Origin of the sequence: Methylococcus sp. ANG (assembly GCF_040730495.1) — a bacterium.
GTDB lineage: Bacteria > Pseudomonadota > Gammaproteobacteria > Methylococcales > Methylococcaceae > Methylococcus.
The window spans coordinates 666,226-690,888 of the sequence record NZ_CP160399.1 but is presented as its reverse complement, the minus strand read 5'-3'; the positions used below and the strand labels follow the sequence as shown (position 1 = coordinate 690,888).

The following is a 24,663-nucleotide window of genomic DNA, read 5'->3' as shown; positions in this document are numbered from 1 at the left end:
GGTGCTTGCAGGGCACCCGTCAGGGAAGGGCGGCGTCAGGCGACCTGCGCCACGCTCTTCTCGCCGAAATCTTCCGGGAAATGGTTGAGGGCGCTGAGCACGGGGTAGGGCGTCATGCCGCCCAGCGCGCACAGGGAGCCGGCCAGCATGGTGTCGCCCAGGTCCCGCAGCAATGCCAGATTCTTCGCCCGGTCCTGGTCGTCGATGATGCGGTCGATGACTTCCACCCCGCGGGTCGAACCGATGCGGCAGGGCGTGCACTTGCCGCAGGACTCGATCGCGCAGAATTCCATGGCATAGCGCGCCATCTTCGCCATGTCCACCGTATCGTCGAACACCACGACGCCGCCGTGACCGAGCACGGCCCAGATGGCGCTGAACGCCTCGTAGTCCAGCGGGGTGTCGAACTGGGATTCAGGCATATAGGAGCCCAGCGGACCGCCGACCTGCACGGCGCGGATCGGGCGCCCGCTGGCGGAGCCGCCGCCGTAGTCGTACAGCAGCTCGCGCAGGGTCATGCCGAAGGCCTTCTCGATCAGGCCCGGGCGCTTGACGTTCCCGGCGAGCTGCAACGGCAGGGTGCCGCGCGAGCGGCCCATGCCGTAGTCGGCGTAGTACTTGCCGCCCTTGTCCAGGATGATCGGCACCGAGGCCAGCGAGATCACGTTGTTGACGACCGTGGGCTGGCCGAACAGGCCTTCGATGGCCGGCAGCGGCGGCTTGAAGCGGACCATGCCGCGCTTGCCTTCGATGCTCTCCATGAGGGCAGTTTCTTCGCCGCAGACATAGGCGCCGGCGCCCAGACGGACTTCCACGTGGAAGCGCTTACCGCTGCCGAGGATGTCATCGCCCAGATAGCCGGCCTCGAGGGCGGCAGCTATGGCTTGGTTCAAGGCGACATCGGCATGCGGATATTCGACGCGGAGGTAGATGTAGCCCTGGGTCGCCCCCACGGCGAGGCCGGCGATGGTCATGCCCTCGATCAGCACGAAGGGATCGCCTTCCATGATCATCCGGTCGGAGAAGGTGCCGGAATCGCCCTCGTCGGCGTTGCAGACGATGTACTTTTCAGGCAGCGCGTCCTTGGCGCTGCCCCCTTCGGGCGCGTTCCGCGTGCCAATCGGCTGTCCTGCCGATTGGTGCTTGGCGGGGGTGTTGAGCACCGTCTTCCATTTGATGCCGGTGGGGAAGGCGGCGCCGCCGCGGCCCCGCAGCCCGGAAGTGGTCACTTCCTCGACGATGGCGGCGGGTTCCAGCCCCAATGCGTTGCGCAGCCCGCGGTAGCCCTCGTGGGCCAGGTAATCGTCCAGGCTGACCGGGTCGGTGATGCCGACGCGGGCGAAGGTCAGGCGTTCCTGGTTCTTCAGGTAGGGTATCTCCTCCGTCGGTCCCTGGCACAATGGATGCGCCTTGCCTTCGAGGAAGCCGGCGTCGAACAGACCGGGAACGTCGCCCGGCTGCACCGGACCGTAGGCGACCCGGCCGGCGGGCGTGGCGACCTCCACCATGGGTTCGAGCCAATACAGGCCGCGCGAGCCGTTGCGGACGAGATTGATCGCAGCGCCGCGCTTGGCGGCCTCCACCTGGATGGCGTTGGCCACCCGTTCGGCGCCGAGCCCGAGAGCACTGGAGTCGCGGGGAACGTAAACGGTAATCATGCGGCGATCTCCTTCAATTCATTGATGATCGCGTCGAAGCTCTGCGGGGTGACGCGGCCATGCACCTCATGGTCGATCATCATCGAGGGGGAGCAGGCGCAATTCCCGAGGCAATACACCGGTTCCAGGCTGAAGGCGCCGTCCGCCGTGGTTTCATGGTAGCCGATGCCGAGGCGCGCCTTGATGTGCGCCTCCAGGGCCTCGGATTCCATCGCCTGGCAGGATTCGGCGCGGCACAGGTGGATCGTGCGCTTGCCCGGCGGCGTGGTGCGGAAATAGTGGTAGAAGCTGATGACGCCATGGACTTCGGCCCGCGAAAGATTCAGTGCCTTGGCGATTTGCGGAACCGCGTCTTCCGGAATGAACCCGATGCGGTCCTGGATTCCGTGAAGAATGGGCAAAAGCGCCCCCGGCATGGATTTCTTCTGTTCGATGACTTCCGTCACCGCATCGCGGTCCCATTCGGTCTGCGTCATGGTGCGTCTCGTGAGTGCCTAACGAAATAGTTGATTAAAGTAGTATGGATTTATAGCACAACGGCAATCCGGTGCAACAGGAGTTAGCCGGAAAATTAAAGCACTTTTGTCTTGTCCGCTCAACGACGTATGGCCTTGCCGTTCAGCGTTTCGCCAGCAGCCTGGCGATTCTGGAATCCTCAAAGGCCTTGTCATCTGTGGGGTTTTCACAGGACTTGAGCCATTCGGACGCGGTGTCGGAGAGCAGTTCGCTGCGGCGCCCGAGGTGATCCAGGGATTGGGACACCCCGGCTCCGATTTCAGCCAGTCCGACCTCGAGGCCCGCGCGGATTCCCCGCAGGGCGGCCCGCTCCGTGGACGGTTTGAGGGCTCGGTACAACAGGTAGGGCAGCAGCCACGCCAGGATGATCAAAAGGGCGCTGTGGACGGCGAAATCGACGCCCAGATAACCCAGATGCTCGGTGCTGCTGCGGTAATAGAACGTCACTACGTTGAACGTGACCCAGCCGGACGCCGCCAGCGGCAAGAGCAAGGCGAGCATCCAGCAGAGGCGGTAAAGCACCCGCTGCAGGCGGTTGCCCGGCCGGGAGAGGGCGCCGCGCAGCCGCTCCTCGACCCGCTTGGCGACCGTGGCGGATGCGCCGGCCGATAAAGGCGCCAGCGCCTGCTGCAAGGGCTGCCGCGGCAACTGCCGGTCGTCCGCGTCGACGGCCAGGGCTGCGAGGGTATCCTCCCACCGCTGCTGCGCCCACGGGTCCCAGACAGCGTTGACGGGCGGGGCATCCCGGCCGGCGGCGGGTTCCGGCGGATTCAGCGACTTGAGCCGGCCCGCCAGAAATTCCGCCGCGGCCCGCTCCGTTACCCAGGCGAGGCCCCCCTCGATCTCGGCCGTGGCCCCCTCCCATTGCGCCTCCCAGCGGGCACGCAGCGCCTCCCACGCCGGACGTTGCTCCAGGCGCGACTTGACCGCGCCGAGGCAGGTTTGCAGTTGCCGGGCGCGGTAGGCCAGCGCCTGGGCATCGATCTGGTCGACCAGATGTTTGTCCGCCAGTTCTTCGATCAGGCTTTCCAATGCCGCGAAATCGTCCGCCACGGCGGGCGCACCGTCGTCGCTGGCGCATTGGGTGCGGAACAGGTAGGGTTCGGCGAAACCGCCGTTTTTCAGCAGACCGAGGAAATCCTGGATCTGCATGGGATCGCCGTGGTCCCACTGGTTCATGACGAAGGCCCAGGCGTGGGTTCCGCGCTGCTCCATCAGCATCCTCCAGCCGCAATCGTCGCGATAGCGCTCCGGGCTGACCACGTAGATCAGGAGGTCGATGTGAGGAAGCCAGCGCAACGCCAGGTCCCGGTTGGCGGTTTCGGCGCTGTCGATGTCCGGCATGTCGACCCAGACCAGCCGGCGCAGGGCGTCGTTGTGGTGGTGGGCCAGTCGGACCCGCTCCAGGGGCAGGCCGGCCGGGAAGCGGTCGAGCCGCACCGATTCGTGGGCATAGAGCGAGACCTCGCGCGAGGTCGGCCGTTCGACGCTCACCCTGGCGATCGCCGCGCCCGCGAGGCGGTTGAGCAACGAGCTCTTGCCGACGCCGGTTCCGCCGAAAAAGCCGATCACCAGAGGCCGGTGGACGCTGCCGTCGAACAGCGTGCCCGGGCTCGTGTCGTCCTGGCCGGCGAAGGGCTCGAGATCGTCGCGGCTGAGCCAGCCGGCATGCGCCAGCGCCTGGACCCAGGCGAGGACTTCGCTCCGGAGGGTCGAATATTCCTGCTGATTCATGATTTCTCAGGATGTACCGGCGAGTTCCCGTTCCGCCGCTTCGATGGCGTCGACGGGAATGAAGAAACCGGTGTCGTAAGGCATGTCCTCGGGCAACCGGAGGAGAGTTGCCGCGAGGTGATCGTCGAACAAACCACTCACGGCGGCGGCCTGGCGTCTTTTCAGGTCCTCGGCGGCCCGCTGGACGTAGTGGCCCAGCGCGCTCTCGGTCAGCAGCGAGGTGAGCGAGAGGATGGCCGGAGCGATCACGAAATCCTGCAATCCGATCCCTCCCGTGTGCAGTCCGACCGCCAGTGCCGCCGCATCGGTGGTGACACGGGTGGCCCTGAGGCCGTTGAGCACCGCCGGATGTTCCCGCAGACGGTCGTACAGCGCATGCGCCGTCTTTTCGACTTCCGGCTCGAACTCCCGCGCGTAGGCCGAGGCGGCCTGCGAGAAACGGCCGACGGCAACAGCTTGCCTCTGGCCGAGCTCGCGCCCCAGCGCCAGCCACCACGGCCGCGTTTCCGTCGCGTTCTCGGCGATCTCGGCCACCTCCTGGCGCAGCGTGAGCATGACGTGCAAGGCGGTCTGCTGCAGCACCGACTGCTCGCTGCCCAGATTTGCGGCATCGGGCCGCCAGCGCCGTCCGAGCTGCCCGATCTGCCTGACCGGCCAGGTCATGATCCGTCGCATCTGCGTCAACACCCGCGCGACGCCGGGGATTTCCAGCAGGGTCAGCAGTTCGGCCAGCGCGCGTTGGAAGGTCTCGTAATGATGGGGGTGGTCGAGATAGTCACGGCGGTAGATCCGGTTCGCCGAAACCACCGCCCGGCCGACCAGGGCGCGCCAGTCCTCCTGAGCCTTCTGCTCCACGCGGACCGGCGCGAGCCAGTTTTCCCAATTCGCCCGCAGAAACCGTTGCAGTCCCAGGGTCTGGCGCGGCCGGTCCGTTTGCCGGAGGAGGGTCCGGGCTGCTGCGACCAGCGCGTCCACACCGGGAGGTTCGAGAGCGTCGGCGCCCAGATAGGGCAGGGCGACGATGGGAGGCGTGGCGTCGCGCCGCGCCTGGCGCCACTTCCCTGTCAGCGAACGTACCACCGTCTCAGCGGCCGCGGCGGGGGTCTTGTTCAGGCAGATGAGGCTGGGGATGCCGAGCGGCTCGATCATGGCCAGCAGTTCCCACACCGACTGGTCTGCATACTTGTCCTTGCTGAGCACACAGACCAGCAGATCCGACAGGGCGATGGCCCGGAGCAGGCCGCCCCGGTACCGCTCCGAATCGATCGAATCGAAATCCGGCGTGTCCCACACGGTGACGGGACAGCCCAGCCGGGGAAGGCCGGCATGCGCCGGCTCGAAACCGAAAAACCGGAAATCCTCGGCGGGCAGCTCGGAAATTCGCCTCGGCTGCAGGGGCTCGAAGTACCGGAGCAGCGCGGAAACGGCCTCCCCCTCGCAGCCATAGGCGAATCCTTGTGGATGCCGGGTGAATCCCGCCAGCGGACTCGCCACGGCGGCATTCTCGCCCAGGAGCCAGTTGATCACGGAGCTCTTGCCGGCCTGTGTCGGGCCGATCACGGTGATCTGGGGCGGCGTTGCGCTCGACGCGAGCCAGCGCAGCCGCAGGTTCGCCAGTTGGAGCGAGTACAGGTTCCGGCGATGATCCGCGGGCCGGGCCGCGCCGGTTTTCGCCAGATGGTCGTCCTTGCGCACGTAGCATTTTTCCAGCCTGGCGAGGAACTGCCGAAGCGCCGGACCGCAAGGACCGTCGTCGGCGTTCACCTGCAAGGCATTACGGACCGGGCCGTCCTTCCTCATCAAAGGAGGCTCCCCCGTGCCGCAATGAGGGAGGTGGGGCCGGCGGTTTCCGGGTTTCGATGGGATGGGCTGGAATACATGAGCGGTGAGGTGGTCGGGATGGGCGGGACGAAGCGGGCCTCGTGTCTGCGAATTTTAACGCGTTTGAGCGCGCGGTCAGCGGTTTTCGCGCAGCAGCACGTCCTTCGCCTGATTTATCTTGGCCGCGAGATAGTCCGATCCGCCCCGGTCGGGGTGCAGCTTCTGCATCAGCCGCCGATGCGCGTCGACGATGGCCTCGCGCTGCACGCCTTCCTTCAGCCCCAGTATCGCCAGCGCTTCGGCGCGGCTCATTTTGCCTGATTGCGACGCGCCGGCAGCCGCATCCTCCGCCCCCGCGCCGGCCCGCCAGCCGGCCCCCATCACGCGGTCCAGGTAGGCCTCCAGCAGACGGGCGGATTCGGCATCGGCCCGCAGCAGGTCGGCATGGAGTTCCCGCAGATCCGCCGGACTCAGATCGTAGAGCTGGCGGCCGGCCTGCCTTCCGGCGAGCACCTCGCCCCGGATTTCCCCCGTGGTCAGGTCCAGGCGCATCCGCAGGAATGGCGTTTCCACCACCGATTCTCCCGCGGCGTCGAAGGTTTTCCGGCGCCATAGCCGTTGCAGGATCGGCAGCAGGGGAATCAGGCCGGGCAGCAGCCGCAGCAAGGCCGCCAGCAAGGCGCCGGCGAGCGGCACGACCCAGCCGAGCCGGCCGGTGGCCGCCAGCCCCACGAACAGCAACAGAACGAGCCACAACGCGACCCGCCGAAGTCTCCCGGCCAGGGCGGGACCCATGGCGCGCAGAAAGGTTGCCAAAGCCGGCAGGACGAGCAGCAGGATCAGGAGCAGGAGGACGATCTGGATCAAGGCTGACGCAACTGGCGGGTCAATTCGGGTATCTCCGCGTTCCCGCGCTCCGGCAGTGCCTGCATCGAATGGATGCCCCCCGCGGCGTAGGCGGCCGCGGCCCGGAGCAGGCGGGCGAGGCGATCCGGGCTGCCGGCATCGAAGCGGGCATAGGCTCCGCGGCTCAATCGGGCAATCTTCCGGAATACGGCTTCGACTTCGGGCTCGTCGCCTTCCTGGAACATGAAGATGCGGACTCCGTGCAGGCCGAGTTCTCCGGCCAGGCCGCAAAGCACCGCGCCGTCCTCTTCCAGGGCGTCGCCGACGAACACGAGCGCGTTCACCGCCTGCCGCCGATTTTCCGCCAGCGCATGGCGCAGCACCCGGTCCAACTGGGTGTAGCCACTGACGCAGCCGATGCGCTCCATTTCCCGCCGCAGCGGCTCGGCCTCGGTATGCCAGGGCAGCGCTTCGAAGCCGTCGAATCCCTGGTAATAGCAGACCTGTATGGCCAGCCGGCCGGTTTCCGCCGCGACCTCGAACATCTGAGCCTGGAGGCGGGCGGCCCGGCGCCAGGTGGGTTCGCGACTCGCCGTGGCGTCGAGGGCAAAGATCAGACGGCCAGGGCTCGATGCCGGCTTGAGCCGCCGCACCGCGGCCATTTCGGCCAAAAAGGCATCGACGCCGGAAGCGCCTCCCTGGACCGCGGGACGCTTGTCGTTCATGCGAAACCTCCGGCTCCGCCAGCCATTCGCGGATGTTTTCTCATCATGCGATACAGTGTACCGGAGACGCCGCTAGCCGTTGAATCCCGGCCGGAACCGCCCTCCTTGTTCGAAGATGGGGCAACATGGTAACGTGCGCGTACCCTGGGAAGGGGAGACTTGATCCCAAAGAGGAGGTAATAACGAATGTCTAACGAAAACAATAGCGAAGGATCCGCTAAGCCAAGCATTTTAGACACGCTCAAGGCCAATCCGAAAGTGCTGTATGTGATCGGCGGGGCACTGGTCGTGATCCTGCTCGCCCTGGCCATGGGCGGTGGCGGGAACGGAGAGGTCCAGGTCAAGACCGCGGTCCAGGTCGGCCAGACGGTGGTGGTGTCCAACCCCAACGTGGGCGACTCCCAGCTGACCGCGGCGCCCGGACTGATGAACGTGGCTTCGGGGGAAGAAGAAAACGACGAGCAGAAGGTCTGCGTGGTGAAATCGGGTACCCGGGCAACGGTGGAAGAAGAATCGATCGTGGGCGCTTTGCCCTTCGTGAAGCTCAAGATCCTGGACGGTCCCTGCGAAGGCAAGAGCGGCTGGACTTCCAAGGTCAACGTGTCCACGAATTGAGTACTGTCGGCGATGGGTTGGGCAGGGGATTGAACCTCCCATCGCCGCTCCGTGCAAAGCCTTTTCCCTTCTCCTTTTAGGACAGGTCACGCAGGACGTCGTTGGGGCTCGTATTGACGACCCTGCGGACGCTCCATCGCCCCGCAAGTCCCACACTCATCGCGCCCAGGCAGGGCGCGGCGAGCCATAGCCAGGGGTGTGCCTGCGGCATCAGATTCATCACCCGGGAAAATACCACGGCACCGACCAGTTCGGCGCAGGCGGCGGCAAGGATACCGGCAAGAAACCCTAGGCTCGCGAACTCTATCCACTGGCTCGTTTTCAGAAGCGGCGCCTCCGCGCCGATGGCCCGCAACAGGGCGTCCTCCCGCATCCGTTCCTCCGCCGTGGCGTGCACCGCCCCGAAGAGAACCGTGAAACCGGCAACCACCGCGAACCCCAGAACGACCTGGACCGCCAGCGTCACCTGCTGCAGGATCGATTGAAATTGTTTCAGCAGGGCGTCGACATCCAGGAGGGTGATGCCCGGAAACGCCTTGACCAGGGCATTGAGCGCGGCGCTCCGCCCCGGAGGAACGTGAAAGCTGGTCAGATAGGTGCGCGGCTGGTCCTGCAGGCTGCCGGGCGAAAATATCATGTAGAAATTCGGGGTCATGGCGTCCCAGCGAACGCTGCGTATGCTTTCGACCGTCGCTTCCACCCGGGCGCCGGCGACATCGAACGTAAGCTGGGCACCGGTGCGGATGCCCAGTTCAGCGGCAAGCTTCTCCTCCACCGACACCCGTTGAGGAACACCCGACCACCAGCGGCCCCGGACGATGCGGTTGCCGGAAGGCGGGACCTCGCTCCAGGTCAGGCTGAGGTCCCGCTCGATGGCAGCTTCGGCCTGCGAATCCTTCGGCGCGAGCTTCCGTGCGTCGATCCCGTCCACACTTACCAGACGCCCCCGAACGATGGGATAGAGCTCGCCGCTTTCGATCGATTCGGCCGCGAGGGAGCGCCGGAACCGGTCCAGTTCGGCCTCCTGCAGATTGAGCGCGAAATAGTTGGGTGCATCGTCCGGCAGCTGCCGTTTCCATTCGGACACGAGTTCGTTCTGTACGATGTAGCTGACCAGCATGGCGGCCATGGCCAGGCCGAACCCTATGATCTGAAACGAGGCGAGCCGCCGCCGGCGCAGCAGATTGTGCAGGCCGAGACGCCAGATCAGAGGACGCCGCCGCAGCAGCGCCGGCAGCAAGCGCAGAATACCGCCGAGGCACAGGCGGAAGCCCGCCAGCGCCGCCGCGCCGCCCGTGAGGATGAGCGCTACCAGCGCGGGGTCGCGGGCGGGCCGCAACAGGAGGGCGCCCAAAGCCAGGACGGCGAATCCAAGGCTCAGCCAGACGCTGGGCGGGGTGGGCCCGAGGTCGCGCCGCAGGACTCGCAGCGGCGGCACACGCATCAGCCCCGGCAACGGCGGGATGGCGAATCCAGCGAGGACCACCAGTCCCATCAGCGGCGCGGTCAGCAACCCCTCCAGTCCGGGCTGGGCCAGGCTGTGGGGCAGGAGTCCCGCGACCGACCGGGCGATGCCGGCCTGGACGAGATAGCCGAGGGCGCTGCCGAGCACCGTGCCGGGCAGGCCCACACTCACCAGGACGAAGGCATAGATCGCCAGGATGTCGTTCTTCCCCGCCCCCATGCATTTGAGCAGGGCGGTCGTATCGGAATGACGCTCGGTGTAACGCCGGGCGCTCATACCGATCGCCACTCCCGCGATCAACACGACCATCACGCTGGTCATGCCAAGGTAGCGGTCGGCGCGGTTCAATGCGGTGCCGACCTCGGGACGGTCCTCGTGCACGTCCAGCAGCCGGTCGCCACGCTGCAAACGGGGCTTGAGCCAGGTCTTGAACCGCCCCACGGCGGCGTCCTCCCCCGCGAACATGTCGTAGTAGTGCACCCGGCTGCCGGGCTGAATGACCCGAGTGGCCGGCAGATCCCCGAGGTTCATGATCACGCGCGGCGAGAGGCTGTAAAGGTCCCCGCGCCGGTCCGGCTCATGGGTGAGGAGCCGCTCGATGCGGAATTGCGCGCTGCCGACCGTGAGCGGAGCACCGATCGTGAGGCCAAGGGTACCCAGCACCCGGGATTCGACCCATACCGTGCCCGGTTGCGGGATGTCCCTCGCCGGCTTTTCGTCCGCCGCTTCCCCAGCCCGGGTGCGGAGTTCGCCGCGCAAGGGGTAGGCAGGGCTCACCGCCTTGATCCCTCCCAGCAAAATCTGGTCGTTCTCCATGAGCACGCTGGGGAATTCCACGCTGGCCGCGTGCTTCAAGCCCAGGATCTCCGATTGCTCGATCCACTCCGACGGAATCTTGCGATGGCTCGCCAGCGTCAGGTCGCCGGCGATGAACTCCGCCGCATGGTCGACCATGGTGCGGGCCAGCCGATCGCCGAACAACTGGGTGGCGGCGGTGGCGGCCACGGCGATCACCAGGGCGACGAGCAGGACGCCGAGTTCGCCGCCCCGCCAGTCACGTCTGGCAAGCCGCCAGGCCAGGCGGAAATTGCGGGCGGCGCTCATGACTCGAGGATCCGCCCGGCCTCCAGCCGGATCAGGCGATCGCAACGCGAGGCGAGGCGGGCGTCGTGCGTCACCAGGACCAGCGTCGTGCAATGCTCGTGGTTGAGATCGAACAGCATGTCGATAACGGTCTGGCTGGTGCGGTCGTCGAGGTTCCCGGTCGGCTCGTCGGCGAAAAGGATCGCCGGCACCGTGACGAAGGCGCGGGCCAAGGCCAATCGCTGCTGCTCCCCACCGGACAACTGGCGGGGATAGTGGCCCAGACGATGCTGGAGCCCGACCCGGGACAGCATCCGGTGCGCCCGGTCCTGGGCTTCGTCGAGACGGCCGGCGAGCTCCAGCGGCAGCATGACGTTTTCCAGGGCGGTGAAACTCGGCAGGAGCTGGAACGACTGGAATACGAAGCCGACCCGCTGCGCCCTCAGCCGCGCCAAGGCGTCTTCGTCCAGGTGTGAAAGGCGGCGGCCGTCGAGCTCGATCTCGCCTGCTGACGGTCGGTCGAGCCCGGCGAGCAGGCCGAGCAGGGTCGACTTGCCGGAACCGGAGGTGCCGACGATCCCGACGCTCTCGCCCGGTTTGATCGCCAGGTCCACACCTGTCAAGATATCGAGCCTTTCACCGGCGTTCTCGACCCATTTGCCCACCTGTTTCGCCATGATCAAAGCGCGCTCGCTCCCCGGTCCGGCATCGTTGCTGTTCTTGTCCATCATGTCTGGTTTCATCTTGGGATTCCCCCCTCCTGCGGATTCCGCCGAGGCGACTTCGGTGCTCGTCGTAGGCGACAGCCTCAGTGCCGGCTACGGCCTGGCGGACAGCGGCAAGGGGTGGGTGGCATTGTTGGAGGAAAAACTGCGGACCCGGAACATCGCCGTGGTCAACGCCAGTATTCCCGGTGATACCAGCGCCGGCGGACTGGCCCGCCTGCCACCGGCGCTGGCCGCGCACAGCCCCCGGATCGTGATCCTGGAACTCGGCGCCAACGACGGCCTGCGCGGACTGCCGCCGGCTGCACTGAAAGCCAACCTCGGCGCCATGATCGATCAGGCGCGGTCGGCCGGGGCGCAGGTCCTGGTCCTGGGCATGAAGCTTCCGCCGAATTATGGTGGCCGCTATGCGGAAGTCTTCGAACGGGTGTACCAGGAACTCGCCGAGGAGAAAAAGGTCCAGGTCCTGCCATTTTTTCTCGACGGGGTAGGGGGCAACGACCACCTGCTGCAGTCCGACGGTCTGCACCCGAACGCCGAAGCGCAACCCATCCTGATGGAAAACGTGCTCGAGAAACTCGACCCCATACTGATTTCAATCAAACAACCATGACGACAGAAGAACTCATTGCCCGCGTACGGCAAGGCGACCGCATCGCCTTCAACGACGCCATCCAGGCGATCGACTCAGCTTATCATTTCACTCCCACGGAATTTCGCAACGGGCTGGGGAATGACGCCGTGATCAATCCGGCCGGCACCAACTCGGGTTCGTGCAAAATTTTCGGTTTCGCCCGACTGCATGGGCTGTCGGCCGCCGAAACCCTCGCACTGTTCGGCGACTACTACTGGCAGGACGTACTCGGACGTCCGGACGGCGACGACCATCGCAACATCCGGACTTTCATGAAATACGGCTGGGAGGGGATCGACTTTCCGGAAAGCCCTCTGGCACCGCGATGAGCTGCTAACCGTGCCCGGGTTGCCGGCTGAGAGCCGACAGCGTGGCGCCGCGCCGGCCGCCGCTTTTCCGGGGCGTTGCCGGTTTCGCGCCATCGAGGCTCGACGCCAGGACCGCGGCGCTCTCGACCGGCAGCAAAACGTCGTAGCTGCGTTTGGGCGGTTGCACGCCGGGTTTGAGGGCAGGGTTCATCTTGAAAAACTCCTGCTCGGGGAGTCCCGATCCGGCGACGACTTCGGCCACACGCACCTTCGAATCGATCTCTACCCTCGCCAGATAAGGCTTGTCCTGGATTTTCCGAAGCTTCAGCCCGTAGCCTTCCGGATTGGCGATAATGCTGGACAACGCCAGTATCCGAGGCACATAGGCCCGGGTTTCGGCCGGCAGATCGAGCGTCCAGAAACTGCCGCCGCGGCCGGCTTTGAGGCTTGCCGCGACCGCCCGCTGCACCGCCCCCTCGCCGGCGTTGTAGGCCGCCAGGGCCAGCAGCCAGTCGCCTTTGAAGACGGCGCCGAGATGCTTCAGGTAAGACAGGGCGGCGGACGTCGAGGCATGTATGTCGTAACGGCCATCATAGTTTTCGCCCACGGTGAGCCCGTGTTCTTCACCCGTGCTCCGCACGATCTGCCACAGGCCGGCGGCATCGCGGGGTGATAGCGCCTGGGGGTCGAATGCGCTTTCGACCATCGGGACGACAAGTACGTCCATGGGCAAGCCTTTGCGCTCGATTTCGCTCGCCAGATAATGCAGAAAGGGCTCGCCCCGCCTTGCCAGCGCATCGAGATGGGCCGGGTTATGGGTGATGGACTCGATTTCGGCGTCCACCGCTTCGTGCCGAATCTCGCCCAGAACCAACTTTTGCCTGATATGCTGCCACAGGCCATCTTTCCCCGGCTGGCTGGAAATCGTCCTGGTGAGGCGCAGGCCGGGCGTCGCCTTTGCTTTTCGTCTCTTGCTTCCCTGCGTCCTTGCGGTGTCGGGTTCTTCCCCTATGGGCAAATCGCCGTCCCAGAGACGGTTGGCGAGCCGGTCCTGGAGAAGCGCCAAGTCCGAGGGAAGCCGAAGGTAGGACGGGTCGTCCGGCTTCCGGCGGGGCGATTCGGCATCGCGATGCGACATCGAATGATGGCCGGCTGGCGGCAGGGAGTGAGCGCAGGCCGCCAGGAGCGGCGGAAAAGTCAGCGTACCGATCAGTCGCGTCGCTCTTCGCAGCAACACAGACCGCCACCTGTGCCCGGCGCCAATGGGAGCCGACAGGGAAATTCGATTTGTCATAAGCTTATGAATAGAGTTGCTTCCGTTGAAATAAATGGATTTGTTGTGGTATAAAACAATTAACAACAATCGAATGATGTCAGCCAATGATTTTTGAAAAGTTCATGGAAGAAACCAGTGAGCGTACCGTCAGAGCCCTGATCGGAATGAGTAAGGCGCAATTCGCCAAGCTTTGCCCTATCTTTGAGGAGGCTCATGCGGAGCTTCAGCAAGAACGCGTTCAGCAAGGCGAAATAAAACGGGTACCCAAAGGTGGCCATGTGGGCTATCTCGATCGGATAGATAAGAAGCTGTTCTTCATTTTGCATTACCTCAAGACCTACTGTACCTTCGATGTCCTGGGCTTTCATTTTGGCTTCAGCTCGGGACACGCGCATCGCCATGTGGCGCAACTTCTGCCCGTGTTACGGCGCAGCCTGGCGAAACTTGATCTGCTGCCCGAGCGGGAGCTGACGACCCCGGGAGAGATGATGAAGCTGATTGAAAAACATGGAGATATCATCATTGACGGGGTGGAATGCAGTTGCGTCAGGCCGCAGGATGACGATCAGCAGAAAGCCCACTATAGCGGTAAAAAAAACGCCATACGGTTAAAACCCTAGTCATTTCGACCCTGGCACGGCAAATTTTGTTCGTTGGAAGTATCGTGGCCGGCAGTGTTCATGATTATGCGCTGATGAAGCGATGGTTCGATCCTGCCTTATCATGGTTTGACGGTGCCGATGTCTGGTTGGATTTGGGGTTCTTGGGGGCCGCTTCCGATTATGGGAATAAAGCCAGAATTCACCTGCCTCATAAGAAACCCAGAGCCTCCAAGAACAATCCTCATCCCGCGTTGGCAGATCAACAAAGGCGCGAGAACAAAAAGCAAGCGCGAACTCGCATCTCCGTCGAACACTCCATTGGAGGAATGAAGACCTTTCATTGCTTGATGCATCGCATTAGAAACCGACTCAGTCTATTCATAGATAGCTTTTTCGGGCTTGGCGCTGGCCTTTGGAATCTAAAAATTTCTTTGTAATCATGCGGTTATCATCGGAAACAACTCTAATATTTCCGACAAAAATGGCTGATCCATATCTTATGGATTCAGGATTCTGCCTCAAACACCCTGGCTGTGACAAGTCTTTATTCCATGATCGGGCGATTCCTACCGGTTCTTCCTCATTTGGCGGATTTCAACCGGCGCTGCCCGACCCGCTGTCGATACTTTGTCATATACCTCGTCGAATGCCAGCTTGCATAACGGCAATTGTTCACGCAGACGATCGTAGCCGCCATGATCGAACATCTGCCTGAAGTCGGTGCGGCTCAGAGCCGTTTTTGCATATAGCGCCTGATAACCCTTATGCCGCAGCACGAACTGTTCGAGCAGGGTCAGCACGTACCGGGCATCTACGTCTTTCCTTTTCAGGGCACCGTATGCGCCGATATCCACGAACAGCTCGTCCTCGACACCGTTCCCGTCGCGGAACGGATGGACAAATCCATTATCCTGGCCGTTGCGCCTTATCGACATAGGAGACAGCCAGAGAGGGTAGAGCCCCGTCTGCTCGTCGAAATATTCGATGGATTTTCTCAGGTATCGAATGGGCATCAGCATGTCCTGAATCATCTGATGGCGCTCCCTCAGTTCCCTCGTGGTCTCAGTTTCGGTATATTTCAGCAGCTCAATCCTGGGCGGCAGCGCCCAACCCAATAGTACCCGAAACAACGGATGATTACCGAACGGAATGATATCTTCCATCATCCAGAAATAACCCCGCGTATGCCTGTGAAAGTAATCCTCCAAAGGAATATATTCAACACCGTTCAGGCTCGTTTGGAGATGGCTCTCCACGTGCTTGAAGAACCAAGGTTTATACCACCGGTTGATGGGATTGATGGGGCCGTCGCGTCCCGCTACGTCAGTCAGTCTCCCGCACATGATGACGGCCTTGTCTCTGCTGTAGACGATCCCTTCCACGAAATCATTCTCGGCATTCCTCGACTCGAACTCGAATAGCCTTGTCATTTCGTCCAGAGAAAATACGGGCTGGTAATGCAATCGCACATAACGCTTCGACGGTATTACTTTTAGTTCGGCGGCCACGAGAAAGCCGAGCGTGCCGTGACTCCACGGAATCTGATGAAACAGCTCCGAATTTTCGGAGCGGTTGCAGCGAACCAGCTTTCCTTCCGCGGTTACGATCTCGAAAGATTCGCATATCTGTTGAAAGAGGCCGTATTTATGGCTGCTGGTTTCGACGCCGAACCCCATGATCAAACCACCCACCGTCAAATCGTTCAGTTCGGGAACCACGGGAAGCATCCATCCCTTAGCCCTCAAGCTGGACGATATCTGCCCCATCGTGACCAACGGCTCAACCCTTACGACACCTCGAGCCGCATCGATTTCCAGAACGTCATATAAATCAAGATAGATTTTTCTGTGAGAATATTTATATCTTGGCACGAGTTCGCTCATGCTTTTCCATCCGGAGCGCCCTGTACACAATTTTCCCTTGCAGCCTTGTTCTCTCCACAGAGTGATCTGCCGGATCACTCCCTTGACTTTTTCATCATGCCGAGCCGGCGCGCTCCGCCAGAGAAACATGGCCCGATTTCTCAGATTTACATATGCACTGTAGATTACTGATATCGGCAAAAGAAATAGCGTCACAAAAATACCGCGGTGGTAGGTTAGTATATATTCGAGCATGCTGGAAAAAATATCGGTAAGTGCTTTATAAGTGCCAAGCCAGATGGCTGAAAAACCACAGATGTTACTCAGACCAGAAATCTTCATTCAAAATATAGTCAAAATTTATTTTTCTTACCATTCGCAAGTTTCCGGGAATTCACTCTTGCTGAAACCGGTATCGGTGGCAGCGAGTTTTACGGCATTCGGGTAAGCATGCTTAACGGCTTGTTCGACTGTTTGTCTAAGGCTCTGGTTATCGTTCAGAACGTCCGCAATGTCGATGCGTCGAATCTCCATCGTCACTCTCCCCTGAATCCGTGTTCCCCTCGGCTTACACCTTCCCATCGGGCCTGAACGCATGAATTTCGAGCGCTCTCCCTTGGGATTTGCCCTCGCTACCGGCGATCCGGGGAACATTCGACCGGGGTTTCGGGGCCAATCTGCTTGGCGTGCGCTTATCGTCAGCTCATTTTCCGCTCCCTGCGCGAGACTGTCCCTTCCGGGGTTCCGGAATCAGGGATTCGAGGCGTGCGGCAGGCATTTCCCGTCATCCGGACGCCGCCGCCCACAGCCGATTCTGAAGCATCACGAACACGGCTACGTTTGCCGCCACGCCACGGCCGAAATCGAGGATCAGCCGGCGGGCATGGGCGACGAACTTCGCCGCCCGGTACCTGATCTCCTGCAGCACGGTCCGGATGCGGCGGCGCTTGGCCGGATGACGGATCGGCGCAATCTCGCCAGTCAGGCCGATCTGTCCCAAGAGACGCAGGCAGTTGTAGGCGAAGGCCGCCAGATGCAGGATCACGTCGTGGGTGTCGAACTTGCCCGAGGGCAGCCGTTCCAGGTCGAGGTCGGTCTTGACAAGCCCGAAGGGCGCAGGACGCCACGCAGTGGCGGTCCTGAGCGAAGCGAAGGATTCGGCGGAGCCGAACAACTCGGAGTGGAACTGCTCATGCATGCCGTGGTGCTGGTAGAGTTCGATCACTTCCTCGGCGGAACAGGAGAGCGTCGTCCACCAGCCTTCCAGTTCGACCTCCGGGGCCAGCAGGTGTTGGCCCTTCTTGTCGATGGTGCGCTCGACGACCCTGGCGACCAGGCGGAAGGAGCGCTTCTCCTTGTGCCAGGCGCGCTCGATGTCCAGCGACAGGAGGGCCTCGCGCTTACCGGGGCGAGTCTCGGCAAAGGCGCCCGCGTCCTCGGCGCGCGCCACCCAGGCCGCCTTGTCCTGCTTGCGGGGGTTCCACTTGCAGATGAAGTCGAGGCTTCGCCCCAGCGCGGCTTGCCGGTCTCGCTCCGCGGCCTTGGCGAACAGGAGCTGTGCGCCGTCGAAACCGCTGTCCTCGCGCAGCAGCACGGGCTGATCCGGTTTGACCAGGCGTTCGATGCGCGGAAACAGCCGCTCGTAGAAGTAGTGCGTCTCGAACGCCGAGTGGCGGGACCCTGGCCTCAGTTCCAGCCCGGTGTTCCAGCCTTCGTTGCCGAGATAGGCGGCAATCGGCGTGTAACCGTCGAAGCCCTGATAGGTGCGCGACACCGCTTCCTTCTTCGTGCCACTATTGTCCATGGCGAAGGTATCGATGTCGCAGCAGACATAGCCCTTGTGCGGCGTGATCGGCGCCTCGGTTCGCTCCAGCAGCCTCAGGGAAAGCTCATCGGCCAGATCGCGGATGGCTTCCGCCTTGGCATTCAGACGCTGGCGCAGCCACACGGCTCCGGGCACCTTCGTCAGCCCCAGCGACTCCTTGAAGAAGCGGTCCTCCCGAAACGGCTCGATGGCTTCGAAGTCGCTCTTGCCCAGACTCAACAACCCGACCACGCTCTTGACGATGTCCGAGGTGCGCATGCCTTGCGACACCGGAATCTTCGGATCAATGACCGCCTCCACCTGCGCCGCCTGGCAGCACTGGCCAATCAGCGCCAGGCCGGAATACGAGGTCAGTTGCAGCTTGCTGGATTGCTTGACTTCAAAGCGCGGCATGATCAAATGGGTGACATCGAAAATGGGCTAATTATACAATGGATTCAATATGTTATGAATTATTTAGAGGGTGGGAGCACGGATTCAGGTTATAGCTTAGATCAAGGGGGGGCGGCTTTCCTCAGGAGTTGCGTAATTCTATGCATCCATCGTTTAACATAATATACATTATGCGCAGTTCGGTTGCGAAGGCGAAGAGCAGGTCGATGCGCGTTTCTAGTGGGAACGCCGGGGCGATGAGGGAAAGCAAGTGCGCCGGGAAGCGCAGCGTCATGCCGGCAAGAAGCCGCATGGCCGAGAACCCCAGCCGCCCGAGGTGGACCCGCCGGCGAAGGACGAGGTCAGTCCGGCCGATGAAGAATCGCAGATCATGCCGATGTCCTACAACAGGATGGCATCCCCGGGCGATAATGGAGCCGACTCATGGCACAAATGGAGATCCCCCCACCAGGATACCAACCAATTGACGGGCTTCGATGGTAGTCGCCAGGAGGTACGGAGACGGCAGAAGCCCTCTTGCCTCGAATCTTGCGGGCTCTTGGTACATGCAGGGATCATGCGAAACCGCTAATTGGTGGTGGCGGGCGGAATTGAACCGCCGACCTAGGGGTTATGAATCCCTCGCTCTGACCAACTGAGCTACGCCACCGTTGACCTGTCTGCACACCGAAAGCGTGAGACACCGTATTGCCTGAAGGGCGGCGCGACGCGCTGCCCCAAGTGGAGGGGCGCATTATCTTTTTTGATCACAATCGTGTCAAGAGCGCTTCATTATTGAAGAATGTCCGGCCGCTGTGGCATGATTGCCCTCCTTCCTGAGGGGATGGACCGGCATTGTCGCGACTTTCCGTGTCGAGGTTCGTCCTGTTCCCGTCCGCACCTCTACGAACAAGAGCAATATCCAAATCCTAAACTCAAGGTGAATTTGATGCCTGGTCGCAACCATCTTTACGTTCCCGGTCCAACGAATATCCCGGATGCCGTTCTCAGCGCGATGCACGTACCGATGGAGGACCATCGGCGGCCGGACTTCCCCGCCCTTGTGACCCCGCTATTGGAAAATCTGAAGAAGATATTCCAGACGGAAACAGGACAGTGCTTCATATTTCCGGCTACGGGAACCGCGGGTTGGGAAATCGCTCTCTCGAACACGCTTTCTCCCGGTGACAAGGTGTTGTCCTACCGCTTTGGGCAATTCAGCCATCTCTGGATCGACTTGGCCGGACGCTTGGGACTCGAAGTGGAATACGAAGAGGTGCCGTGGGGCCAAGGGGTGCCGCTGGACAAGCTGGAAGCGCGCCTGAAAGCCGATACCGCACACGAAATCAAGGCGGTGTTGATCTGCCACAACGAAACCGCGACCGGCGTGACCAACGACCTTCCGGCCGTGCGAAGGGCCATCGACGCTGCCGGCCACCCTGCCCTGTTCTATGTGGACGGCGTCAGTTCCATCGGCTCCCTCGATTTCCGCCTGGATGAATGGGGCATCGACATCGGTGTGGCCGGCTCCCAGAAAGGCTTCATGCTGCCGGCCGGTCTGGCGCTGCTGGGCTTCAGCCAAAAGGCGCTCAAGGCGCGCGAGTCCGCCAAGTGCAGGCGCGCATTCCTGGACATCAACGATCACATCGTTCACAACGCCGGTGGCTTCTTTCCTTACACGCCGTCGATCCCGTTGCTGTATGGTTTGCGCAAGTCGCTGGAGCTGCTGCTCGAGGAGGGTTTGGAGAACGTTTACGCCCGCCACGCCCGGTTGGCCGAAGGCGTCCGCCGGGCAGTAGCCGCCTGGGGCCTCGAGGTTTGTGCCCAGGATCCGAAATGGTATTCGAACACCGTTTCGGCTGTCGTCGTGCCGCCCGAGTTCGACGCGCGCGACGTGATCCACACGGCTTATTACCGCTACAACCTGTCGCTGGGTGCGGGCCTGACCGAAGTGTCCGGCAAGGTATTCCGCATCGGTCACTTGGGTGACCTCAATGAATTGAGCCTGTCCAGCGCCATAGTCGGTTCCGAAATGGCCATGCTGGACGTGGGCATCCCGGTGACGCCCGGCAGCGGGATCGCGGCGGCCAGCGCCTACTGGCGCGAGACCGCTCCGGCAATCCAGCCCCGGGCTTGATTCGCCAGGCCTCGCAGCGATACGGATCGTCGCTGCGAGGCAGGATTCCATCGGAGCGCGCCGGACGGCGCGCCCTCCCCTTTCTGGAGCCGCAGCCATGAGCAAGCCCAAAATCCTGGTGACGCGACGCTGGCCGGAATCTTGTGAAAGCAGACTCCGGGAGTCGTTCGACGTCTTCTTCAACGCCGACGACCATCCGATGAGCAGGGAAGAGCTGAAGGCGGCCCTGCGCGATTACGATGCGGTGCTGCCCACGGTCACCGACACCATCGATGCCGATGTGCTGGGTGTGGAACCGCTGCGCTGCAAGATCCTCGGCAACTTCGGCGTCGGCTTCAACCATATCGACCTCGAAACCGCCAGGCGCCGCGGCGTCGCCGTAACCAATACCCCGGACGTGCTGACCGACTGTACCGCCGACATCGCGATGCTGCTCATGCTCGAGGTCGCCCGCCGGGGCGGAGAAGGTGAGCGGGAAGTCCGTGGCGGCCGATGGACGGGTTGGCGCCCCACCCACATGCTCGGTACCAAGGTGACCGGCAAGACCTTGGGACTCGTCGGTTTCGGCCGGATTGCCCGCGCCATGGCAAAAAAGGCCCATTTCGGATTCGACATGCCCGTCGTCTTCTACGATCCCTTCCCACCGCCGCAGGACGTGATCGACGCCCTCGGCGCCGAGCAATGCGGCACGCTGGACGAAGTGCTGGAACGCGCCGATTTCGTTGCCCTCCACTGTCCCGGCAGCAAGGAGAACCGGCATTTGATCGGTGCGGAGCGTTTGACTCGGATGAAACCCCATGCCTATCTCATCAACACCGCCCGTGGCGACGTGGTCGACAGCGAAGCCCTGATCGACGCCCTGCGTAACCGGCGCATCCGTGGTGCGGGCCTGGACGTTTACGAAGGCGAACCCCGGCTGAATCCGGGCTTTCTCGAGCTCGACAACGTCGTGTTGTTTCCCCATCTGGGCAGTGCCACGGAGGAAACGCGGGTCGCCATGGGCATGCGCGTCATCGACAACATCACCGCGTTTTTTGAAGGGCGTCCTCCGGGGGACAAGGTGGCCTGATTGCAGGAAATGGCGACCGGTTCGTTACCATTGTGGCCCGCCCGGATATTGCCGGACGACGCATACCGGCTGATCTGGGAGCGGGTCCGGCCGGCCTTCCTGGCCTCGATGGCGAAGCAGCGTATACCCTCCACCCTCGCCGAATCTTTGGCGAGAGTCTACTTGCCGCTGGCCGCCTGGGTCGTGGCGCACAAGAAGGATGGGCCGTTCGTGCTCGGCGTCAACGGCGCACAAGGCTCCGGCAAGTCGACGCTATGCGAATTCCTGGCTCTGATTCTACGCGAGGGTTATGGTTACAAGGTTGCCGGCTTCTCCATCGACGATATCTACAAGACGAGGATGGAACGGGAGCGGCTGGCAGGGGAAGTTCACCCCCTGTTGGTGACGCGGGGGGTTCCCGGTACCCATGATGTCAGCCTGGGACTGGAAACGCTCGATCGTCTGACGACAGCCGGCATGGAAAGCTCCGTGGCCTTGCCGGCGTTCGACAAGTCGGTCGACGACCGGCATCCGATGTCCGCCTGGCCCCATGCGCAAGCGCCGGTCGACATCGTCATCTTCGAAGGCTGGTGCGTTGGCTGCCTTCCTCAGTCTCGGGAGGAACTGGCCCATCCCATCAATGCCCTGGAGGCCAAGGAGGATGGGGATGGCCGCTGGCGGACCTACGTCAACGAGCAGCTCCGCGGACCTTATGCGGAACTGTTCGGGCGGCTCGACCGGCTGATCATGCTGAAGGTGCCCGGCATGGAATGCGTGCACCACTGGCGGAGTCTGCAGGAGCGCAAGCTCGCGGCGGCGACCCGTGAGAACGGCTCCCCAGGCCACCGTCTGATGGACGAGACGGCGCTGCGGCGCTTCATCATGCATTACGAACGCCTGACGCGGCATATGCTGGCGGAAATGCCCGCGCGCGCCGATGTCACGCTGTTTCTCGACGAAAATCATCGCTTCGCCCGAGTTCACATCAACGAATGACCATGACTGCCTTATCGTCCAAGCTGGTTTCCGGCCTCCAATATCTGCTGCCCCAACACGGCCTTTCACGGCTCATGCATACGGCCGTCCGCATTCGCCGACCTTGGGTCAAGAACGCCATGATCCGGGCGGTTTGCAAACTCTATCGGGTAAATCTTGCGGAAGCCGCTTGCGGTTCGCCGGACTCATTCGACTGCTTCAACGCATTCTTCACTCGCGCGCTGAAACCCGGCGCCCGGCCGATCTGCAGCGAGCCGGATGCCATCGCTTGCCCGGCGGATGGCGCGATCAGCCAGATCGGCGCCATCGAAGGCAGACTGCTGTTCCAGGCCAAAGGCCACAGCTTCGAACTGGCCGAGCTGCTCGGCGGCGATGAGGGCCAGGCAGAAAAATTCGAGAACGGCAGCTTCGTCACCGTCTATCTTTCGCCCCGTGACTACCATCGCGTCCATCTGCCGGTGGCCGGCACCCTGGGAGCCATGATTCATGTGCCCGGCGAACTGTTCAGCGTCAACGTCGCGACGACGGAAAACGTTCCGAATCTTTTCGCGCGCAACGAAAGAGTAATCTGTTATTTCGACACCGCCGTGGGACCGATGGCGGTCATTCTGGTCGGAGCGATTTTCGTATCGAGCATCGAGACCGTATGGCATGGCGAGGTCACACCGCCCCGCTCAAAGACGATCCGGCGGTGGGATTACTCTGCGCAAGGCCTCAGTTTCGAACGCGGAGCCGAAATCGGGCGCTTCAACATGGGGTCGACGGTGATCGTCCTTTTCGGCGCCGGCCACGCGCATTGGAGCTCCGAGATAAAAGCTGGTTCATCCGTCAAGATGGGGATGTCGCTGGGTTCTTGCCGATGAAGCCGACACCCGAGCCGGCCGGCTGGATCGTTCCCCAAGCGCGGCAGGTTGGACAATGCCAATGCAGCTCACGGCATTCATATCCGCACTGGACGCAGCCGTAACCGGGCTGCTGCGTGGCGAGGCCGTCGAGAGCGGTCAGGCAGCGCCGCAGGGCCGGCACGCAATCGCCATCGATGCGGGTGGCCGACCCGGCGTAATGTAGAGTGCGGCGGATCAGGTTCAGGCTCGACCGCTCGGACAGAAGGCCCGTCAAGTAGCTTGCCGCTGCCGGCGCCCCTTCCCGTTGCGCCAGCTCGTCGGCCAGAAGCAAGGCGGCCGCTTCCGTGCGATAGCGCTGGTAGACATAGTCGAGATAGGCCAAATACCCGTCCATGTCTCGGAGATTGGCGTGGCAGAGCCGCAATTGCCCGATGACTTCCGGAAGAAAGGCGGGATTCTGGAATTCCACCGATCGAAGCAGGACACCCGCTTCCGCCCACTGCTGCCGTTGCAGCGCGAGCCTTGATTTCAGGAGGGTCGCCCGGACGCAGCGCGGATCTTCGGCCAGGGCTTGCTGGAGATGTGTCTGTGCCGCGACCGTTTCTCCCCGGGCAATCGCCGATTCAGCCTGCTCGCACAGGAGATGGGCCAAAGTGGTGTTACGCTGGCCCGCATCGAGCTTCTTGAGCGTCTGCGCACACTCGGCCGCCCTCACCCAATCCTTTTCGCTCTGGTAGATCGCCAGCATTTGCTGGAGCGAGGCTTTGCCGTGAGAAGCGCTAGCCGTCAGATCCGCAAAGACGTTCTCGGCCCGGTCCAGCAACCCTGCGCTCAGATAATCCATGCCCAGTTCGAAACGAATGGCGTGTTGCTGTTCATCCGTCAACTGAGGTTGGGAATGGAGGCGTTCGTGCAGTTCGATCGCCTTGGAAAGTTCGCCGCTCCTGCGGAACAGACTGCCGAGGGCTAGCTGCAGTTCCAAGGTCTTGGTGCTGGAATCGGCGATCTGCCTGAGCAGATGAAAGGCCTCGTCGGCTCTGGCGCCGATGGCGGGATCTGCGGGCGCCTGATAGGCTCGTCGAATGCCGTCTTTCAGTTCGCCCGACAGGTTTCGGCCGTGGTGCCTGGCCGCGGCATACCAGCCGGAAGCCGCAGCGACCGGAAGAAGCAGGGTCAGCAGTTCGAGCATGGCGCCGTCCGGCATTCCGGTACCCCGCGATTCACCGAGGGAGGGAGGCGGAGAGATCGATCCCGCCGATAGAGGTCTTATTCCTTGATCGAATTGACCCGGTCGCGCAACTCCTTGCCGGGCTTGAAATGCGGAACGCGCCTGGAGGGAAGGTGAACGGACTCTCCAGTCTTGGGATTCCTGCCGACACGGGGCGGACGATAGTGCAGGGAGAAACTGCCGAACCCTCGGATTTCGATGCGCTCGCCCCCTGCCAACGCTTCGCTCATATAGCCGATCATCTCCTTGATGGCATATTCGATGTCCCGGGGAGACAAATGCGGATACTTTCCGGCCAGGGATTCGATCAATTCCGATTTAGTCATGTCGATTTCCAGGTTC

General features: G+C 62.6%; 23 protein-coding genes and 1 tRNA gene. 9 read left to right on the top strand and 15 right to left on the bottom strand.

Translation table 11 applies throughout. The features are described from left to right. Positions 1–35: 35 nt before the first annotated feature. The 6 genes from ABZN20_RS03260 to ABZN20_RS03235 all read right to left on the bottom strand — a co-directional run bounded on the left by ABZN20_RS03260 (position 36) and on the right by ABZN20_RS03235 (position 7,300). Positions 36–1,658: a formate dehydrogenase beta subunit gene (locus ABZN20_RS03260; protein ID WP_218806942.1), complete on the bottom strand. Its 1,623-nt coding sequence runs from the start codon at positions 1,656–1,658 to the stop codon at positions 36–38. After that, positions 1,655–2,134: a formate dehydrogenase subunit gamma gene (locus ABZN20_RS03255; protein ID WP_218806943.1), complete on the bottom strand. Its 480-nt coding sequence runs from the start codon at positions 2,132–2,134 to the stop codon at positions 1,655–1,657. Before ABZN20_RS03255 ends, ABZN20_RS03260 begins: the two co-directional genes overlap by 4 nt. A 142-nt stretch (positions 2,135–2,276) precedes the next feature. Then, positions 2,277–3,908, bottom strand: coding sequence for a GTPase (locus ABZN20_RS03250; RefSeq protein WP_367026726.1), 1,632 nt, complete (start codon positions 3,906–3,908; stop codon positions 2,277–2,279). 6 nt (positions 3,909–3,914) lie between these two features. Further along, positions 3,915–5,708, bottom strand: coding sequence for a GTPase domain-containing protein (locus ABZN20_RS03245; protein WP_367026725.1), 1,794 nt, complete (start codon positions 5,706–5,708; stop codon positions 3,915–3,917). Positions 5,709–5,864: 156 nt separating this feature from the next. Next, positions 5,865–6,596: a molecular chaperone DnaJ gene (locus tag ABZN20_RS03240; protein WP_367026724.1), complete on the bottom strand. Its 732-nt coding sequence runs from the start codon at positions 6,594–6,596 to the stop codon at positions 5,865–5,867. Further along, positions 6,593–7,300 carry a hypothetical protein gene (locus ABZN20_RS03235; protein WP_367026723.1) on the bottom strand — a complete coding sequence of 236 codons (708 nt, stop codon included), beginning with the start codon at positions 7,298–7,300 and terminating at the stop codon, positions 6,593–6,595. Before ABZN20_RS03235 ends, ABZN20_RS03240 begins: the two co-directional genes overlap by 4 nt. A 186-nt stretch (positions 7,301–7,486) precedes the next feature. Here ABZN20_RS03235 and ABZN20_RS03230 point away from each other — a divergent pair, with 186 nt between their 5' ends. Continuing rightward, entirely contained in the window at positions 7,487–7,915 is a 429-nt protein-coding gene (locus ABZN20_RS03230; protein ID WP_367026722.1) for a hypothetical protein, read from the top strand. A 76-nt stretch (positions 7,916–7,991) separates the two neighbouring features. Here ABZN20_RS03230 and ABZN20_RS03225 read toward each other — a convergent pair whose 3' ends face one another. Both ABZN20_RS03225 and ABZN20_RS03220 read right to left on the bottom strand, forming a co-directional pair. Beyond that, complete coding sequence (locus ABZN20_RS03225; RefSeq protein ID WP_367026721.1) at positions 7,992–10,484, bottom strand: ABC transporter permease; 2,493 nt, start codon at positions 10,482–10,484, stop codon at positions 7,992–7,994. Then, a complete protein-coding gene (locus ABZN20_RS03220) occupies positions 10,481–11,191 on the bottom strand; it encodes an ABC transporter ATP-binding protein (protein WP_367027527.1) in 711 nt (236 codons plus the stop codon). The genes ABZN20_RS03225 and ABZN20_RS03220 overlap by 4 nt, the downstream gene beginning before the upstream one ends. Before the next feature lie 58 nt (positions 11,192–11,249). Here ABZN20_RS03220 and ABZN20_RS03215 point away from each other — a divergent pair, with 58 nt between their 5' ends. Both ABZN20_RS03215 and ABZN20_RS03210 read left to right on the top strand, forming a co-directional pair. After that, positions 11,250–11,801 carry an arylesterase gene (locus ABZN20_RS03215; protein WP_367026720.1) on the top strand — a complete coding sequence of 184 codons (552 nt, stop codon included), beginning with the start codon at positions 11,250–11,252 and terminating at the stop codon, positions 11,799–11,801. Beyond that, positions 11,798–12,151: a HopJ type III effector protein gene (locus tag ABZN20_RS03210; protein ID WP_367026719.1), complete on the top strand. Its 354-nt coding sequence runs from the start codon at positions 11,798–11,800 to the stop codon at positions 12,149–12,151. Before ABZN20_RS03215 ends, ABZN20_RS03210 begins: the two co-directional genes overlap by 4 nt. A 4-nt stretch (positions 12,152–12,155) precedes the next feature. Here the strand turns inward: ABZN20_RS03210 and ABZN20_RS03205 are convergent, their stop codons facing one another. Continuing rightward, complete coding sequence (locus ABZN20_RS03205; RefSeq protein WP_255556486.1) at positions 12,156–13,367, bottom strand: transglycosylase SLT domain-containing protein; 1,212 nt, start codon at positions 13,365–13,367, stop codon at positions 12,156–12,158. A gap of 143 nt (positions 13,368–13,510) precedes the next feature. Here ABZN20_RS03205 and ABZN20_RS03200 point away from each other — a divergent pair, with 143 nt between their 5' ends. Further along, positions 13,511–14,026, top strand: coding sequence for a helix-turn-helix domain-containing protein (locus tag ABZN20_RS03200; RefSeq protein ID WP_367026718.1), 516 nt, complete (start codon positions 13,511–13,513; stop codon positions 14,024–14,026). 26 nt (positions 14,027–14,052) lie between these two features. Further along, complete coding sequence (locus ABZN20_RS03195) at positions 14,053–14,445, top strand: transposase family protein (RefSeq protein ID WP_367025614.1); 393 nt, start codon at positions 14,053–14,055, stop codon at positions 14,443–14,445. 129 nt (positions 14,446–14,574) lie between these two features. On the opposite strand, the gene ABZN20_RS03190 is transcribed toward ABZN20_RS03195, so the two are convergent. From ABZN20_RS03190 to ABZN20_RS03175, 4 genes are all read right to left on the bottom strand, one after another. Then, positions 14,575–16,212 carry an FAD-binding oxidoreductase gene (locus tag ABZN20_RS03190; RefSeq protein WP_367026717.1) on the bottom strand — a complete coding sequence of 546 codons (1,638 nt, stop codon included), beginning with the start codon at positions 16,210–16,212 and terminating at the stop codon, positions 14,575–14,577. Between the two features lie 27 nt (positions 16,213–16,239). Further along, on the bottom strand, positions 16,240–16,404 hold the full coding sequence (locus ABZN20_RS03185; RefSeq protein WP_367026716.1) for a DUF29 family protein: 165 nt from the start codon (positions 16,402–16,404) through the stop codon (positions 16,240–16,242). Between the two features lie 250 nt (positions 16,405–16,654). Continuing rightward, complete coding sequence (locus tag ABZN20_RS03180; RefSeq protein WP_367025845.1) at positions 16,655–18,088, bottom strand: IS1380 family transposase; 1,434 nt, start codon at positions 18,086–18,088, stop codon at positions 16,655–16,657. 572 nt (positions 18,089–18,660) lie between these two features. Then, positions 18,661–18,737: transfer RNA gene (locus tag ABZN20_RS03175), tRNA-Met, on the bottom strand. Between the two features lie 279 nt (positions 18,738–19,016). Between ABZN20_RS03175 and ABZN20_RS03170 the strand changes: the two genes are divergently transcribed. The 4 genes from ABZN20_RS03170 to asd all read left to right on the top strand — a co-directional run bounded on the left by ABZN20_RS03170 (position 19,017) and on the right by asd (position 23,111). After that, positions 19,017–20,204, top strand: coding sequence for an aminotransferase class V-fold PLP-dependent enzyme (locus tag ABZN20_RS03170; RefSeq protein ID WP_218806957.1), 1,188 nt, complete (start codon positions 19,017–19,019; stop codon positions 20,202–20,204). Positions 20,205–20,301: 97 nt separating this feature from the next. Then, the gene (locus tag ABZN20_RS03165; protein ID WP_367026715.1) at positions 20,302–21,273 is read left to right on the top strand and encodes a 2-hydroxyacid dehydrogenase; all 972 of its coding nucleotides are present in this window, start codon (positions 20,302–20,304) and stop codon (positions 21,271–21,273) included. 48 nt (positions 21,274–21,321) lie between these two features. Continuing rightward, positions 21,322–22,248 (top strand): hypothetical protein, encoded by a 927-nt coding sequence (locus ABZN20_RS03160; RefSeq protein ID WP_367026714.1) that lies wholly within the window; start codon positions 21,322–21,324, stop codon positions 22,246–22,248. Then, a complete protein-coding gene (gene asd, locus ABZN20_RS03155) occupies positions 22,245–23,111 on the top strand; it encodes an archaetidylserine decarboxylase (RefSeq protein WP_218806959.1) in 867 nt (288 codons plus the stop codon). Before ABZN20_RS03160 ends, asd begins: the two co-directional genes overlap by 4 nt. Here the strand turns inward: asd and lapB are convergent. Next, complete coding sequence (gene lapB / locus ABZN20_RS03150; protein WP_367026713.1) at positions 23,077–24,282, bottom strand: lipopolysaccharide assembly protein LapB; 1,206 nt, start codon at positions 24,280–24,282, stop codon at positions 23,077–23,079. The genes asd and lapB overlap by 35 nt on opposite strands. Before the next feature lie 77 nt (positions 24,283–24,359). Beyond that, positions 24,360–24,647 carry an integration host factor subunit beta gene (locus ABZN20_RS03145; RefSeq protein ID WP_218806961.1) on the bottom strand — a complete coding sequence of 96 codons (288 nt, stop codon included), beginning with the start codon at positions 24,645–24,647 and terminating at the stop codon, positions 24,360–24,362. Between the last annotated feature and the right edge of the window lie 16 nt (positions 24,648–24,663).